Raw genomic sequence first — 13734 nt, forward strand, 5'->3', positions numbered from 1 at the left:
GGCCTTCTCCAGCGCCGCGGTCGTGGACACCACGACCGGGCCGGCGGTCGCCGCGTCCGCGCCGTCGTGCACGGAGGCCAGATAGGTGCCCGCACCCCCGGCAGCCAGGGCGACGGCCAGTCCGGCCGGAAGCGCGCGGGTCCTGCGGTGGCGTCCTGTGGTCGTACGCACGTCGTGTAGCCCTTCGTGGTTCCTTGGCCGAGAGGTACGGCCTGTCCTGGCCTCCCCGTACTCCGTCGCCGAAGAAGAAGAAGAAGAAGACGGCTGTCCCGTTCCCTCGCCGGGACAACCGTCTTCGTTCGGTGGTTCGCCTGGTGTGCGGGGTGGCTTGAGGCCGTCAGTCGGTGGCTCTGTCCGCCCTTCTGCGCGGTTTCCAACCCGGCTTCGGGATGGAGGCGATGAGGCACTGGGTGTAGGAATCCTGGGAATCTCCGAGGACGGTGGTGACGGGTCCGTGCTCGACGACCCTTCCCTCCCGCATCACCAGGACGTCGTCGCTGATGTGCCGGACCGCGCCGAGGTCGTGTGTGATGAACAGCAGGGCGGTGCCGGTGTCCTTTCGGATGCGGGCGAGCAGGGCAAGGATCTGTGCCTGGATGGACACGTCCAGGGCCGCGATGGCCTCGTCCAGGATCAGTACCCTGGGTTCGGCGGCCAGGGCGCGGGCGATGGCGACGCGCTGTCGTTGCCCGCCGGACAGCGCCTTCGGCAGGGAGCGTGCCTGCCGGTCGTCCAGGCCGACCATGTCCAGCAGTTCGGCCACGCGGTCGCGGAGCCGATCTGCGGGCAGGTGCTGGTGCAGCACGACCGCCTCGGCGACGGCGTCACCGATCCGCTGGCGCCGGTCGAGGGACGCATAGGGGTCCTGGAAGACCATCTGGATCTGTCTGCCGCGGGCACGGCGTTCGCGTGACGACAGGCGGCCGGGTTTGCGCTCGTCGCCTGCGACGACGACGTGGCCGCCGCTGGGCGTCTCCAGACCGGCGATCATGCGGGCGGTGGTCGTCTTGCCCGATCCCGACTCCCCGACCACGGCCAAGGACCCCTGCTCCGGGAGTGAGAACGTCACGTCGTCCACGGCGACGAAGTCACCGAACTCCTTGCGGAGGTTGCGTACCTCAAGCATGGCGGGCGGGCTCCTCGGGAGTGAACGTGTGGGGGAAGTGGCAGGCCGCCGAGGCGTCCCCGACGGAGCTCGGTTGTGGCCGGTCACTTCGGCACAGGTCCTGGACATGGGAACATCGGTCGCTGAAGGCGCATCCGTCGGGTGCTTCGAAGCCGGGCAGGGGCCTTCCGGGGATCGAGCGAAGCTCCGCGCCGGAGTCGGAGACCGAAGGCCGCGACGCGAGGAGGGCACGTGTATAGGGATGGGCCGCCCGCCCGCGCAGGCGGTCGGCGGGCAGTTCTTCCACGGTCGTGCCCGCGTACATCACCACGACCCGGTCGCACACGGCGGCTGCGAGCTCCAGGTCATGCGTAATGAACAGCATGGCGAGTCCACGGGCTTCGCGGGCTTCTCCGATGATGGCCATCACCTCCTCCTGGGTGGTCACGTCGAGGGCGGTGGTCGGCTCGTCCGCGAGAAGCAGACGTGGTTCGGCGGCCAGCGCCGCGGCGATCATGACTCGCTGGAGCAAGCCCCCCGACAGTTCGTGGGGCCGCTGACGCATGCGCCGCTCGGCGTCGGCGATCCCGACCTCCTGGAGGATGCCCGTGACCTTCCTGACCGCCTCGGCAGTCCGGACACCACGTGTGGTGGTCAGTCCTTCGATCAGGAAGTCGCCGATGCTGCGGGCGGGGTTGATGTGAGCGCGAGGGTCCTGGAACACCATGGCGACTTCGGACGCGCGGAACGCTCGCAGGCGTTCGGGCTTCATCCGCGGGACCGACTCGCCGGCGAACAGCACCTCTCCGTGGATGTGGGCGTTCCGGGGCAGCAACCCCATGACGGAGCGGGCGGTCAGGGACTTGCCGGATCCGGATTCGCCGACCAGGGCGACGGCCGTGCCTTCGGGGATGGTGACGTCGGCGCGGTGGACGACGGTGCGCGGCGTTCCGTCGAGGGGCAGGTCGACGCCGAGGGCGTTGATCTGGAGCAGGGGCGGTGTGCTCATGCGTTCTCTCCGAGCAGACGTCGAGACAGTCCCGTCCCCAGCAGGTTGAACGCGACGACCACGATGAGGATGGCGATGCCCGCGTAGAGCGACTGCTCCGGCTGGCCGGCGAGGATGGAGGGGGCGCCGTTGGACACCATCAGCCCCCACTCCGGGTCCGGCGGCTGGCTGCCGAGCCCGAGGAAGGAGATCGCGGCCACGTCGAGCAGGGCGTATCCGAAACCGATGGTGGCCTGCACGAGGACGAGCGGCAGCAGGTTCGGCAGCAGGTGCCGCAGCCAGACGCGGGCGGTGGGCGCGCCGAGGAGCTGGAGCGCCGACACGTACGGAAGGTTGCGTTCCTTGATCGCTGCCGATCGTACGACGCGGGTGATCAGGGGAAGGTAGGCGATCGACAGGGCGACGATCGGCGCGGTGAGCCCGGCGCCGAAGACCGCGGCGACGAGGACGGCCATGATGAGTCCCGGGAAGCCGAAGACGATGTCGAGGGCTCCGGAGACGAACCGGTCGGCCCATCCTCCGAACCAGGCTGCGGTCAGTGCGAGGAAGGTGCCGAGTGTGGTGCACACGGCGATGACGACGGCGGGGGCGGCGAGGCTGGCGCGGGTTCCGGCGATCAGCCGGGACAACAGGTCGCGTCCGGTGTCGTCCGTCCCGAGCAGGTGGGCGGCGGACGGTCCGGCGTTCACGTTCAGGGGGTCGACGGCGTTCGGATCGTGCGGAGCGAGCAGCGGCCCGAACACGGCGAGCAGGACGAACAGGGCGACGACGCACCCCGCGCCGAGCGTCAGGGGGTCGCGCGGGCGTCCGCTCCGTCCCTTCGGCGCGGTGCGGGTGGACAGGGCGGTGGTCATCGGACCCCCTTCTGCGCGCTACGGGGGTCGAGGGCGGCGCTGACCAGGTCGACGGTGGTGTTGAGAATGACGAAGACGACCACGAAGATCAGTGACACGGCCTGGACGACGGCCATGTCCTGCTTGGAGGCGGCCTCGATCATGAGTGCCCCGAGCCCTCCGGTGCCGAATGCCTGCTCGGCGACGGCCGCGGTGGCGATGAGTCCGGCGATGCCGACACCGGAGACGGCGAACACGGGGCCGGAGGCATTGTGCAGCACGTGCCGCCTGATCACCGTGCGCTCGGGGACGCCTCGGCTGCGGGCGGTCTCCACGTGCTCGGAGCGCATCTCCGCGCGGACGGCGGTCCGGGTCACCTGGGCGACGTAGCCGATCCAGGTCAGCGCAAGCGCGACGGCCGGAAGCGTCAGATGCGTCAGCGTGCCGGTGAAGCCCTCGCCGGAACCGTAGACGGGGAACCACGGGAGCTGGACGGCGAAGAGCCAGATGAGCAGGACCGCCATGACGAAGGTCGGTACCGCCATCGCGCCTGCCGTCAGGGTCGTCACCAGGGTTTCCGTACGCCCTCCGCGAAGGGCTGCGACGGTGCCGACCAGGATGCCGACGGCGAGGACAAGGACGGCGGCGTAGGCGACGAGGGCGAAAGTGTCACCGGCGCGAGCACCGATGAGTCCGGCGACGGAGTCGCGGTAGACGAGGGACGTGCCGAAGTCGCCCTGCAGGCAGTTGCTCAGCCAGTGCCAGTAGCCCTGGATGAACGGGTCGTCCAGGTGATATTCGCGATGGATCTGTGCCAGCACGGCGGGGTCGGGATTGCGGCTGCCGCCGACGAGCAGCGTGGCGGGGTCCCCGGGAGTGAGGAACATCGCGCCGTAGATGGCCAGGCTGGAGACGAGCACGGTCAGGACGAGCATGCCGAGGCGGGTGGCGACGAAGCGGCTCATTTCGTGCCGCCCCCTTCACCGCGCCGTTCGACGGCCGGGGGGCGCACTGCCGGGTGGGTCGGCAGCGTGCTGGGGAGGTGTCGCAGAGGGAGCATGAGCCCTCCAGGGTGCGGGGGCTATTCGCCGCTTTCGGGCAGGACGGTCAGACACAGGCGGGAGGGGTGGACGGAGCCGGTGTAGAGCTTCTGCAGGCTCGTCTTGGGGGTTGTCGTCAGCCACGGGCTCTCCGTGGAGCCGGAGTTGGGCAGGTGGTTGGGGAAGTCACTGCCAGCGATCATCAGTGCGAGGCGGTGTCCCGGACGCACCCGGTAACCGGTGTGTCCCAGAGCGATCTCCACCGCGCCCGGCCCGTCGGCCTGGGCGCAGCCGCGCACGATCAGGCGCGCCGTGCCGTCCGGAGCCAGGTCGAGGAGACGGACGAACACATCGAACGTGGGCGCCGTGCTCTCCGCGTGCAGCACCGCACGGACGGGGCCGGCGAGGTCGAGGGGACGGTCAGAGGCGGGACCGGTGAACACGAGGACGTCGTCCCGGTCGAGCGTGCGGCGCTCGTCGACGTGATCGCGCAGCTGGAGGAAGGTGTCGGCGGCGGCGGACGGCACAAGGTCGTCCGGGTCGTACCGCCACTCCGCCGTTTCGAGGGCGTCGGCGGGGCGCGGGGCCAGCTTCCCACCGGGAGTCGCACCGTTCGCCGTGGCCGGCTCCGCCAAGTACAGCTCGACGGCTACGGCTTCCGGCAGCGGCCACACGGCAGAGGTGCGCCAGCCCACGTGGCCGAGTTTCCAGCGCACCCGGGGCAACGAGTCGGGCTGCGCGGTGCCCTTCAGGAAGACGTCGAAGAACTCGATGGCGGGGCCGGTGTAGAAGTCCAGCATGCGTTCGAGGGCAGTGGGGTCGGCCAGGTGATCGGTCTCGGACGTGGCCGGAGCGTCTTCCAGGAAGTAGTTCTCGTGGTCGATCGTGTCGGCGATCAGGTACTGGACGGCCGCCCAGCCGGGGCGCGCAGCCAGCTCCGTGTAGTCGCGCATGTGGGCGATGCCGAGGTTGTCGAACCAACCGACGCAGTGCAACACAGGCACGGGGCGGGCGTCGTAGGGGTGCGGACCGTTGTACGGGGCGAGGGGGATGCCGCCGACGATGAGGTCGAAGCCGGCCGAGCGCTTCCCGATCGCGGTGAACGCCTCCTCGTAGGCGGCGGCGATCGGACGCCTGGTGAGATCGACGTCGAACTCGTAGGTGTCGTTGTCCACCCACACCTGCGCCTGGTAGGTGGCCCCCTCCAGCCACAGGGGCTGCCGGCCCGAACCGGAGTCGTAGGTGGCGATGCCGGGGGCGTTCGAGGTGGAGGTCACCCGGGGCACGATGGCGCGCAGCGCGGGGTGCTGACTGGAGACCGCGGACCACTGGGTGAACCCGTAGTAGGAGTCGCCGAACATGCCCACGGTCCCGTCGGACCAGGACTGGCGGGTGATCCACTCGAGGGTGTCGTCACCATCGTCGACCTCCCCGGTCCACCCCAGCGTCCGGCCCCCCGAGCGGAACTTGCCCCGAACGTCCTGGACCACCACGACGTAACCGCAGGCCGTGAACCTCTCCGCGATCTTGTCGAAGAAGACGTACCGGCTGTTCTTGTCGTAGGGGACACGGGCCAGCACGGTCGGCGCGGGTTGTCCCCGGACGGCACCGTACACATCGGTGGCCAGGAGCACCCCGTCGCGCATGCGCACCATGTGCTGCTGCGCATGCGGAGGAACGGGTTCTGGTGTGACGCGCTGAACGTCAGGGCTCACAGAAGCCTCCACGAAGGGAAATGTTCGAAAAAACATTGTGATATAACAGCGTTGCATTTACGCGTGTTCGACGTCAACCCCCTCTGCGTTAGGTTGCTGCCATGCCGATCGATGTCGACGAAGTCCAGCGCCGCCGGGCGATCGCCCAGGCGACCCTTGCCGTCGCGGCGCGCGACGGAGCACGCGCCATCACCATCCGCGCCGTGGCCAAGGAGTTGGGCGGATCCACAGCCATGGTCACGAACTACGTGCCCACCCGCACAGCCCTGATCATCAACGCCGTACGCGCCGCCGAATCCCGCTGGCGAACGGACCTGGAAGCACACCTGGAGGACTTGAGCGGGGCGGACCGATTGCGCGCCACGGTGGAATGGCACCTCAGCACCGATCCCGAGGACCGACTGCTGCGCACCCTCTGGGTCGAGATGCTTTCGTCAGCACACAGCGACCCCAACGGAATCGACCGCCGCGAACCGCTCGAAGCGCGCCAGGAGTTCCTCGAAGCGTCCATCACGGCAGGGGTGCCCGACGCCGGCCTCGCCGCGGACGTCCTGTCCCTGCTGACCCGCGGCTACTACGTCTCCACCCTGGAGGAGCCGACCTACTGGACGGCAGAGAGGGCCGCTCACGTCGCCAGAGCCGTGGTGGACGCCCTCATCGACACCGGAGAAGCACCCCCGGTCAAGGCTTAACCGGCAAACCGTTCAGCACCCCTCACGGCGGGCGGCTTCGTGCACCACGCGACGGGGCCGGGTTGCCATCGGGGAAACCGGCCCGCGCCGCGAGCACGACGCCCAACGGCGGCGACCATCCCCCTCACGACCCGACCCCCCTCGCGCGAGGCGCGCCACAATGGGGTCGCGCCGCCCCACGGGCGACTCCGAGGTCGCCTCACCCCACGACGCGCCGGTCAGGGGTTGACATCGCAAGCGACGGAAGCGCACTCTGACGCCGTGATAAAACACCGTTTCACAACGGTGCGGCGCACGGCGCCATCGCCGGTCGGGCTCAGCCCACCGACGCCGTCCGCCTCCTCCCCCTTCTCGTACCGCCCGCGCCGCGCAGCCGGTGAGCAGGCCCCTTCCGAAGAGGTGTTCCTTGGGTAAGCACGAACCGTCCGCAGCCCTGTGGCAGCGTTCCGCCACCGACCTGGCCGAGGCCATTCGGACCCGCGAGGTCTCCTCCGAGGAGCTCGTACGGTCCTGCCTGGACCGCATCGCCGAGACCAACCCCCGACTGAACGCATTGGTGGACGTCCGCCCGGAGGAGGCGCTCGCCGCAGCCCGGCGTGCCGACGCCGCGGTGGCCGCGGGCGACGAGCTGGGACCGCTGCACGGGATCCCCGTGTCCATCAAGATCAATACCGATCAGAAGGGATACGCCACGAGCAACGGAGTGGCCGCCCTGGCGGACAAGGAAGCGACCGACGACGCGGCGTGCGTCACCGCGCTGCGCGAAGCAGGCGCCGTTCCGGTCGGCCGTTCCAACTCGCCGGGCTTCTCGTTCCGCTGGTTCTCCACCAACGAGCTGTACGGCCGGACGCTCAACCCCTGGGACGCGGACCGCACGCCCGGTGGCTCCAGCGGTGGATCGGCCAGCAGCCTGGCCGCAGGCATGACGCCGATCGCCCAGGGCAACGACATCGGCGGCTCCATCCGCTTCCCCGCGGCCTGCTGCGGTGTCGTCGGTGTGCGACCCACGGTGGGCCGCGTCTCCGACTACGGGCCGCCGGCCTTCGCCGACACCCCCGGCGGACCGGTGGAACTGGATTTCCCGCCCACCGTTCACTACTGCGCCGTACAAGGCCCGCTGGCACGCACCGTGGCCGACGCCCGCCTGGCACTGCACGCGATGAGCACGCCCGACGTGCGGATGCCGCAGGGCGTCCCCGCGTTCCCCACCCCGACGCGGCCCGCCGGCCAGATCGCCGTCACCGTGGTCCGCGGCAACGCCGACGTCAAGAACCACCCGGCCGTCGACCGGGCCCTGGACGCGGCGGCGGCCCGCTTGATGGACGCCGGCTACGTCGTCGAGGAAGTCAATCAGCTGTCCCTGCTCACCGAAGCCTCACGGCTGTGGGCGCTGCTGATCACCGAGGACATCCGCCTCATCCTGCCGGTCGTACAGCAGTTGGGCGACGAGGCGATCCGCACCGCGCTGGAAGGCCACTTCGGGTACGCCGCCGAAGTGTGGGGCGAGCGCCCCTCCCTGGAGACCTACATCAACGGCTGGGCGCGACGCGCCACCCTGATCACCCGACTGCAGGAACTCCTCAGCAGGCAGCGGCTGCTGCTCACACCGGCCTGCGCCGAGCTCCCCTTCGAACAGGACGCGGACCAGGCGGGGCCCGGACGCACCCGCGAGCTCTTCTCCGCCATGTGGCCGATGACCGCGGTCCCGGTCCTCGGTTTCCCCGCCGTCACCCTGCCGGTCTCGCTGGAGGACGGCCTGCCGGTGGGAGTGCAGCTCATCGGCGGCCGGTTCGAGGAGGACCTCATCCTCGACGCAGCCCAGGCCATCGAGGATCGTACGACGGCGATCCGGACATGGGACCGGGAAGCCTGACACCAGCGGAAGTCGACACGCCCCGGGGGCCGACACGATGCCGCACTCGCGTGCCGACGCGCCGTCGGCCCACGGCGGCTGCCCCGCCGAAGCCCCGGCTGGGCAGCGGGGTGCGAGTGGGCCCGGGCGCCCTCCGGCCGGGCAAGGGCACCCCGACCGTCCCGTTGAGGGAGGAAGCGAATCCCGACAACGACATGACGACGCCATCCGCAGGCAGGGCGGAAACGAAGACTCGGCAATGCCGGAAGTCAGGAATCGTACAGCTCGTCGACGGGCGCGAAACCATCCGCCACCCAGGCCGGCTCGGCGCGGGCTCGGGCGACGAGGCCGTCGTAGGCGCACACCTTGCAGCGCACCGTGCGCTCAGCCTCGCGCTCGGTCAGTTCGGACAGCCGCGCCGCCAGGGTGGGGCGTCCTTCTCCGGCTTGAGCGGTGGGGCTTGGACCTGGTCGGGGGACTGCTTGGCCAGACCACGGTAGCCCGCGTCGACCTTCGCCCTCACCTGGGGGTACTGCTTGAACAGGTGGCCGATGCCCTCGGTCTTGAGCGCAGTTTGATCATGCATCCTGCCGGGCCGGATGGCCCCGGTCCACAGGGTGCGGCCCTTGCCATCGCTGATCACGGTGGTCTTCTTGGTGTTCTGCTTCATCTTGCCGGAGGCGAATGCCCGGCGACCGGACTTGTTCGCCCGGGGCCGACGCACCCTCACCTCGATGCGGTCGATGCGCAGTTCCACGTCCTGGGACGCCGCGTAGGCAAAGACGTCACTCAGGGTGCGAAGGCGCACGTGGGGTTGGCCGGAGGCGACGAAGCCGCGGGCCGCGAGCAGGGGCGGATCTCGTGCACGGCGCGAGTGATCGTGGAGCGGTCCACGCCGTAGAGCATGGCAAGGGCGGCGTGTGGGAGCTGGAAGCGCAGGACGACCGGGGTGGCGATCACCCGGTCAGCGAAGACCAGCTGGTGGTCCGGGCCCGCGCCGGCGACGCGCTGCCGTTCACGGCATCGGCGTTCGTGCAGGCGAAACTCCTCGCAGGTGATCCGAGGGTCGGAGAGCTCGGCGACCAGCTTGCCCGGTCGGCGGCGCGGGATGCCGGTGCAAATAGCATGACTCAAGGCCGCGCGGGCCCATCTTGACGTCACGATCACGATCGTTCCGCACGGCCGTTCGCACGTTCACGGCGGGGTACCAGCCATCGCGCACGTAAGCTCGGGCACCGGGAGGCCATCGTGCACGCACTGGAAGTCTTCGCAGGGGCACTGCGAGGGGACGAAGCGAGCCTGGGCATTCTACGGCGGGACGCTCAAGTACTTTGTGTGGCAGATGAGTTGTCGACCGTTCTGCATGTGGGTTCGGGAAGTGACGGCGGACAGGAAGCGGTCCTGGCCGTCGTCGGCTCGGCGGGCGGCGGCACCCTGTCCCTGGTGACGCTGCCGCGCTCGTTCCTGGTGGAGCACATCCGCCATGACGCGACGCACTTGACGCTCCGCGCCCATGACGGCCGCACCGTGCGTGCCACTCCCGGTCAGCTCACAGTGCACGTACGGCTCCTGCCGCCGGAACACAACCCTTTGTACGAGACCCAGTCGACGGAGGCGTTCCTCGCGACCCGGCTGCTGCCGGAGAGCAGCTGGCCCCCCGACCGGACTCCGCCGGTACGGGACGCCGTGCTCGGCACGATCGCCTTCGACGGGAAAGTCGCGAGCTACGAGACTGACGTCGTGTTCGGCGACGGGAGCGTGTGGGTGTCGTTCGACGGCTGCGGTGCCGCGCGGACGGCCGAACTGGTGCCGCACGTCAGGGGGCTCGTGGAGTCGTTCGCCGCGATCGAGGAGAGCGGCAGGGAGTTCCTGTGGGCGTCGGGGGCGGACGGCACCGAGTCCGCCGAGGAGAAGGACCGGCTCCTGGACGCGCTGGAGCCGCAGAGCCTGGTGGTCTACCGGTCGGGCGACTTCGAGGTGCACTACGACGACACGTCCGGCACCTTCTGCATGGAGGGCTACTGGCCGGTGGTGCAGTACCGGGCCGACCGGACACCGGTGTCGATGTTCGTGGATGCGTGAGGCACCACCCACGATCCACGCCCGTCGGCCGCGGATCGTTCGCGAGCCTGAGGCCTCGGCAGGGTGATCACCTGCCAGCCAATCCGCCAGGCCAGCACGTCCCCACCTCACTCGTGCACTGCGTCGTAGGCCTGCCGCTGCCGGAGGCGCTCACCCCCCGACGCGGGGTCGGCGAAGTCTAAGCAGTCCACTTTCAGGTACGCCGGGTCGCGCTGACGCTGCGGCGCCAGCGGTGGCCCCTTCCACCCACGGAAAGTCGGCGAGGCCGGCGCCGGTGACGTGGCACCCCTTTGCCGCCCCTCTTGCCCCAGGGCACCTCGACCGAGGCGAACAGCACCTCGCGCTCCATCCGGCGAGAGCCGTCCATGCCGGTGGGCGCGGGCTTCACGCCTTCGCTACATCTTCCCGATCTTCATTGCCCGTGCCCGCTCTCCGGTGTTCTCCGGGCGGATGCGCTCGGCCGGGAAGTGCCAGTTGGCCGGGGGCGCCATGCCGACCGTGCGGTATTCCGGGATCCGCGGTCGCGTTCTTCAGTGTGTGGGCGCGGTCTCCGGTGAGGTGGTCAGGCGTCGGTGGGCGCGGGTGAGGATGACTACGGTGGTGATGAGGATGACGTCGAGGAGGGCGAGGGAGGCGAGTGGGGGCAGCCAGATGGCGGCCACACCGGTGACGGCGAGGGCGGCGGCGGCGAGGAGGCGTTCTTTCCAGGCACCGCCGGCGGTGGTGCCGAAGAACCAGGCGGTGGTGGAGAGGTAGAGGGCGGGGCCGCCGAAGAGGAGGAGGGCGAGGGTGCTGGAGCCGTGGCCGGTGGGGTGGGCGATGACGAGTTCGCTGCCGACCGCGAGGGCGACCAGGGCCGCCAGGACGAGGTAGGCGCTGTTGACTCCGAGTCGGACGGAGCGCACGGGGTCGGTGGAGGTGGTGACGGCGGTGGTGATGGCGTCTTCGCCGCCGCCGAAGTAGGCGGCCCACAGGCACACCAGGGCCGTGAAGACACCGGCGGTGGCGAGCACGCTGGGGACGTCGACGGGGGCTTCGGTCATCGCACGGCCGGCGGTGAGGACGGTCTCGCCGAGCAGGATGATGAAGAACAGCCGGAGGCGTTCGAGCATGTGCTTGGCGTCGAAGGCGAGCTCGCGGCCGCTGAGGGTACGTCCTGGGAGCGGGTGGGCGAGCCAGGTGCCGGTGAGGTCGATCAGAGCGGCGGCGGCCCACCACCACAGGCGGGGGCCGGAGCCGACCGCGGCGCCAACGATCCACAGGGGGGCGGAGAGCACCATCCAGACCAGGGTGCGGCGGAAGTGCTCGCGCAGGGCGTCGGTGCGGCCGGCCAAGGCCGTGACCGCGCCCGCGAAGAAGAGGATCGCGAGGAACGGGATGACGAATGCCCAGGCCCGGTCGTCGAAGGCGCCGGGGATCGCGGCGTTCATGAACAGGCCGAGGCCCATGACGATGATGATCATCCACCGGGTGACGTTGCGGTGGACGTCGAGGAGGGTGGCCTCGTAGCTGGTGTAGGCCCAGGTGCCGAACACGGCAACGAGCAACACGGCGGTCTCCGCCGCGCCGCGCCAGGTGAGGTGTTCCAGGAGGTGGTGGGAGAGCTGGGAGACCGCAAAGACGAAGACCAGGTCGTAGAACAGCTCCAGCGGGGAGACCTCCCGTCGCAGTCTCAGCGACTTGGGCACGCTGCTCATGATCGGAAGCCTCCTGGGTGTGGGCGGCAGGTGGGGCGCTGCCCGGGGCGGGGACGGGTAGGGGCCGTGTGGCGGCGACCGGACATCAATGCCCGGCCGCCGCCCGCCCGTAACGCGGGGGGATCAGTACTGGTCGGCGGGCTTGGGCGCCAGGTGCTCGGTGTAGAACGGGACGGCCTCGGCGATCGCCTGGTCGACGTACTTGGGGACGTCGTAGAAGTCCATGTGCGTCCCGCCCTCGACGACCCGGAGCTTCTTGGTGGTACGGGCGCGGCCGTGGAGCTCGGTGGACATCCACAGCGATCCTGCTTCGCTGCCGGCGACGACGAGGAGGGGCTGGGTCAGGAGGTCTTCGACCATGTGGAAGGCGTCGAAGGTGAAGATCCGCGGGACGCTCTTGGTGAAGAGGAACTTGTTCTTGGCGTTGGGGTGCTGAGCACGGGGGGTGAGGTAGTACTCGCTTGCCTCGGCCAGGTCACGGGGGGGTGTTCTCGTCCGGCTCGGCCGGGACGTAGGGGAGGTGGGTGGGTTCGGCGCCCTGGGAGGCCTCGGCGGTGCGCTGTTGGGCGACGGCCTTGAGGGTGGGGACGGCGGCGGCGTCGGAGTCGGTGCCGTACCAGCCTCGGCGGAAGTTGGTGCCGATGTTGACGGCGCTGACGGTGGTGAGGGCCTTGATGCGGTAGTCGGTCATGGCGGCGTTGACGCTGTATCCGGCGCCGGCGCAGATGCCGAGGGTGCCGGTGCGCTCGGGGTCGACGAAGTCGAGGGTCTGCATGAAGTCGACGGCGGCGCGGACGTCGTCGACGCGGGCGTAGGGGTCCTCCAGGTGGTGCGGCTCGCCGCCATCAGCACCGACTACTACACCCGCATCGAGCAAGGCCGCATGCAGGCGTCCCTGCCCGTCTTGGAGACCATCGCCCGCGCCCTGCGCCTGAACGACGACCAGCGCGCCTACCTCTTCGAGGTCGCCGGCCGCACACCGGGCGGGCGGCCCGCGCCCTCGGGCCGGGAAGTCACCGAGCACTGCCGCCGACTCCTCGACCAGCTCACCGAGTCCCCCGCCATGGTCCTGTCCGACACCATGGACGTCCTGGCCTGGAATCGGCTCGCCGTCGCCCTCCTCACCGACTTCGGCCAGGTCCCCGAAGCGGACCGGAACTACGTATGGCTGCTCTTCAACGACCCTGTCTTGCGGGAGCTCTACGGTGGCTGGACCGCCGGAGCCCAGGCCTGCGTGGCCTACCTCCGCATGCACACCGCACGCCGCCCGGACGACCCCCGCCTGAAGCGCCTCCTGGCCCGGATGACACACCACGCCGACTTCCAGCACTGGTGGGGAACGCGGGAGGTCGCCGTCCAGGGCACCGGCAACAAGTCCTTCCACCACCTCGTCGCCGGAACCCTCACCCTCGACTGGGACACCCTCACCAGCTCGACCGCCCCCGACCAGCACGTCGTCGTCTGGACCGCCCAGCCCGGCAGCCCCTCCCAGAAGGGACTACGGATCCTGGCCACCACCCCTGCACGACAAACGGCCCCGGGGCCCGCGCTCAACGGCGGCTCCCGCGAAGGCCTCGCGTAGCGGTGCCAGGCCCGACCTGTAGGCGAAGTGCCAGCCGGAGCGGCAGGAGGGCAGGGCAGAGCCCCCTCCGCCTTCCCGGCCCTTCCTTCAGCCCGCTGTTCTCCGCAAGGCAGGACGAAGACCGGAA

14 protein-coding genes are annotated in these 13734 nt (G+C 70.0%); 4 read left to right on the plus strand and 10 right to left on the minus strand.

Annotated features, from left to right (window positions below):
• Positions 1-337: 337 nt before the first annotated feature.
• From ACFW22_RS06000 to ACFW22_RS06020, 5 genes are all read right to left on the minus strand, one after another.
• On the minus strand, positions 338-1126 hold the full coding sequence (locus ACFW22_RS06000) for an ABC transporter ATP-binding protein (protein WP_386399531.1): 789 nt from the start codon (positions 1124-1126) through the stop codon (positions 338-340).
• Positions 1119-2114: an ABC transporter ATP-binding protein gene (locus ACFW22_RS06005; protein WP_386399535.1), complete on the minus strand. Its 996-nt coding sequence runs from the start codon at positions 2112-2114 to the stop codon at positions 1119-1121. The genes ACFW22_RS06000 and ACFW22_RS06005 overlap by 8 nt, the downstream gene beginning before the upstream one ends.
• Positions 2111-2968 carry an ABC transporter permease gene (locus tag ACFW22_RS06010; RefSeq protein WP_386399538.1) on the minus strand — a complete coding sequence of 286 codons (858 nt, stop codon included), beginning with the start codon at positions 2966-2968 and terminating at the stop codon, positions 2111-2113. Before ACFW22_RS06010 ends, ACFW22_RS06005 begins: the two co-directional genes overlap by 4 nt.
• Complete coding sequence (locus ACFW22_RS06015) at positions 2965-3912, minus strand: ABC transporter permease (protein WP_386399541.1); 948 nt, start codon at positions 3910-3912, stop codon at positions 2965-2967. Before ACFW22_RS06015 ends, ACFW22_RS06010 begins: the two co-directional genes overlap by 4 nt.
• A 116-nt stretch (positions 3913-4028) precedes the next feature.
• Complete coding sequence (locus ACFW22_RS06020; protein WP_386399545.1) at positions 4029-5642, minus strand: CocE/NonD family hydrolase; 1614 nt, start codon at positions 5640-5642, stop codon at positions 4029-4031.
• 161 nt (positions 5643-5803) lie between these two features.
• Here ACFW22_RS06020 and ACFW22_RS06025 point away from each other — a divergent pair, with 161 nt between their 5' ends.
• Together ACFW22_RS06025 and ACFW22_RS06030 are read left to right on the plus strand one after the other, a co-directional pair.
• Entirely contained in the window at positions 5804-6394 is a 591-nt protein-coding gene (locus tag ACFW22_RS06025; RefSeq protein WP_386399549.1) for a TetR/AcrR family transcriptional regulator, read from the plus strand.
• A gap of 406 nt (positions 6395-6800) precedes the next feature.
• Positions 6801-8267, plus strand: coding sequence for an amidase (locus ACFW22_RS06030; RefSeq protein WP_386399554.1), 1467 nt, complete (start codon positions 6801-6803; stop codon positions 8265-8267).
• A gap of 379 nt (positions 8268-8646) precedes the next feature.
• Here the strand turns inward: ACFW22_RS06030 and ACFW22_RS06035 are convergent, their stop codons facing one another.
• A complete protein-coding gene (locus tag ACFW22_RS06035) occupies positions 8647-9054 on the minus strand; it encodes a transposase family protein (RefSeq protein ID WP_386399559.1) in 408 nt (135 codons plus the stop codon).
• Complete coding sequence (locus tag ACFW22_RS06040) at positions 9036-9380, minus strand: transposase family protein (protein WP_386399562.1); 345 nt, start codon at positions 9378-9380, stop codon at positions 9036-9038. The genes ACFW22_RS06035 and ACFW22_RS06040 overlap by 19 nt, the downstream gene beginning before the upstream one ends.
• Before the next feature lie 231 nt (positions 9381-9611).
• On the opposite strand from ACFW22_RS06040, the gene ACFW22_RS06045 reads away from it, so the two are divergent.
• Entirely contained in the window at positions 9612-10328 is a 717-nt protein-coding gene (locus ACFW22_RS06045; protein WP_386399565.1) for a hypothetical protein, read from the plus strand.
• A gap of 530 nt (positions 10329-10858) precedes the next feature.
• Here ACFW22_RS06045 and ACFW22_RS06050 read toward each other — a convergent pair.
• From ACFW22_RS06050 to ACFW22_RS06060, 3 genes are all read right to left on the minus strand, one after another.
• Positions 10859-12025 (minus strand): low temperature requirement protein A, encoded by a 1167-nt coding sequence (locus ACFW22_RS06050; protein ID WP_386399568.1) that lies wholly within the window; start codon positions 12023-12025, stop codon positions 10859-10861.
• Between the two features lie 123 nt (positions 12026-12148).
• A complete protein-coding gene (locus ACFW22_RS06055) occupies positions 12149-12385 on the minus strand; it encodes a hypothetical protein (RefSeq protein WP_386399571.1) in 237 nt (78 codons plus the stop codon).
• Between the two features lie 115 nt (positions 12386-12500).
• Positions 12501-12902: an alpha/beta hydrolase gene (locus ACFW22_RS06060; protein ID WP_386399574.1), complete on the minus strand. Its 402-nt coding sequence runs from the start codon at positions 12900-12902 to the stop codon at positions 12501-12503.
• Between ACFW22_RS06060 and ACFW22_RS06065 the strand changes: the two genes are divergently transcribed.
• Positions 12855-13607 carry a helix-turn-helix domain-containing protein gene (locus ACFW22_RS06065; protein WP_386399962.1) on the plus strand — a complete coding sequence of 251 codons (753 nt, stop codon included), beginning with the start codon at positions 12855-12857 and terminating at the stop codon, positions 13605-13607. The genes ACFW22_RS06060 and ACFW22_RS06065 overlap by 48 nt on opposite strands.
• Positions 13608-13734: the final 127 nt, after the last annotated feature.

It is taken from the genome of Streptomyces sp. NPDC058872 (assembly GCF_042743065.1).
In the GTDB taxonomy this organism is placed as follows: domain Bacteria; phylum Actinomycetota; class Actinomycetes; order Streptomycetales; family Streptomycetaceae; genus Streptomyces.

Coding starts and splice junctions, on each gene's coding strand:
- ACFW22_RS06000 (WP_386399531.1), bottom strand. CDS start 1,126: ATGCTTGAGGTACGCAACCTCCGCAAGGAGTTCGGTGACTTCGTCGCC.
- ACFW22_RS06020 (WP_386399545.1), bottom strand. CDS start 5,642: ATGGTGCGCATGCGCGACGGGGTGCTCCTGGCCACCGATGTGTACGGT.
- ACFW22_RS06010 (WP_386399538.1), bottom strand. CDS start 2,968: ATGACCACCGCCCTGTCCACCCGCACCGCGCCGAAGGGACGGAGCGGA.
- ACFW22_RS06055 (WP_386399571.1), bottom strand. CDS start 12,385: ATGGTCGAAGACCTCCTGACCCAGCCCCTCCTCGTCGTCGCCGGCAGC.
- ACFW22_RS06050 (WP_386399568.1), bottom strand. CDS start 12,025: ATGAGCAGCGTGCCCAAGTCGCTGAGACTGCGACGGGAGGTCTCCCCG.
- ACFW22_RS06025 (WP_386399549.1), top strand. CDS start 5,804: ATGCCGATCGATGTCGACGAAGTCCAGCGCCGCCGGGCGATCGCCCAG.
- ACFW22_RS06005 (WP_386399535.1), bottom strand. CDS start 2,114: ATGAGCACACCGCCCCTGCTCCAGATCAACGCCCTCGGCGTCGACCTG.
- ACFW22_RS06015 (WP_386399541.1), bottom strand. CDS start 3,912: ATGAGCCGCTTCGTCGCCACCCGCCTCGGCATGCTCGTCCTGACCGTG.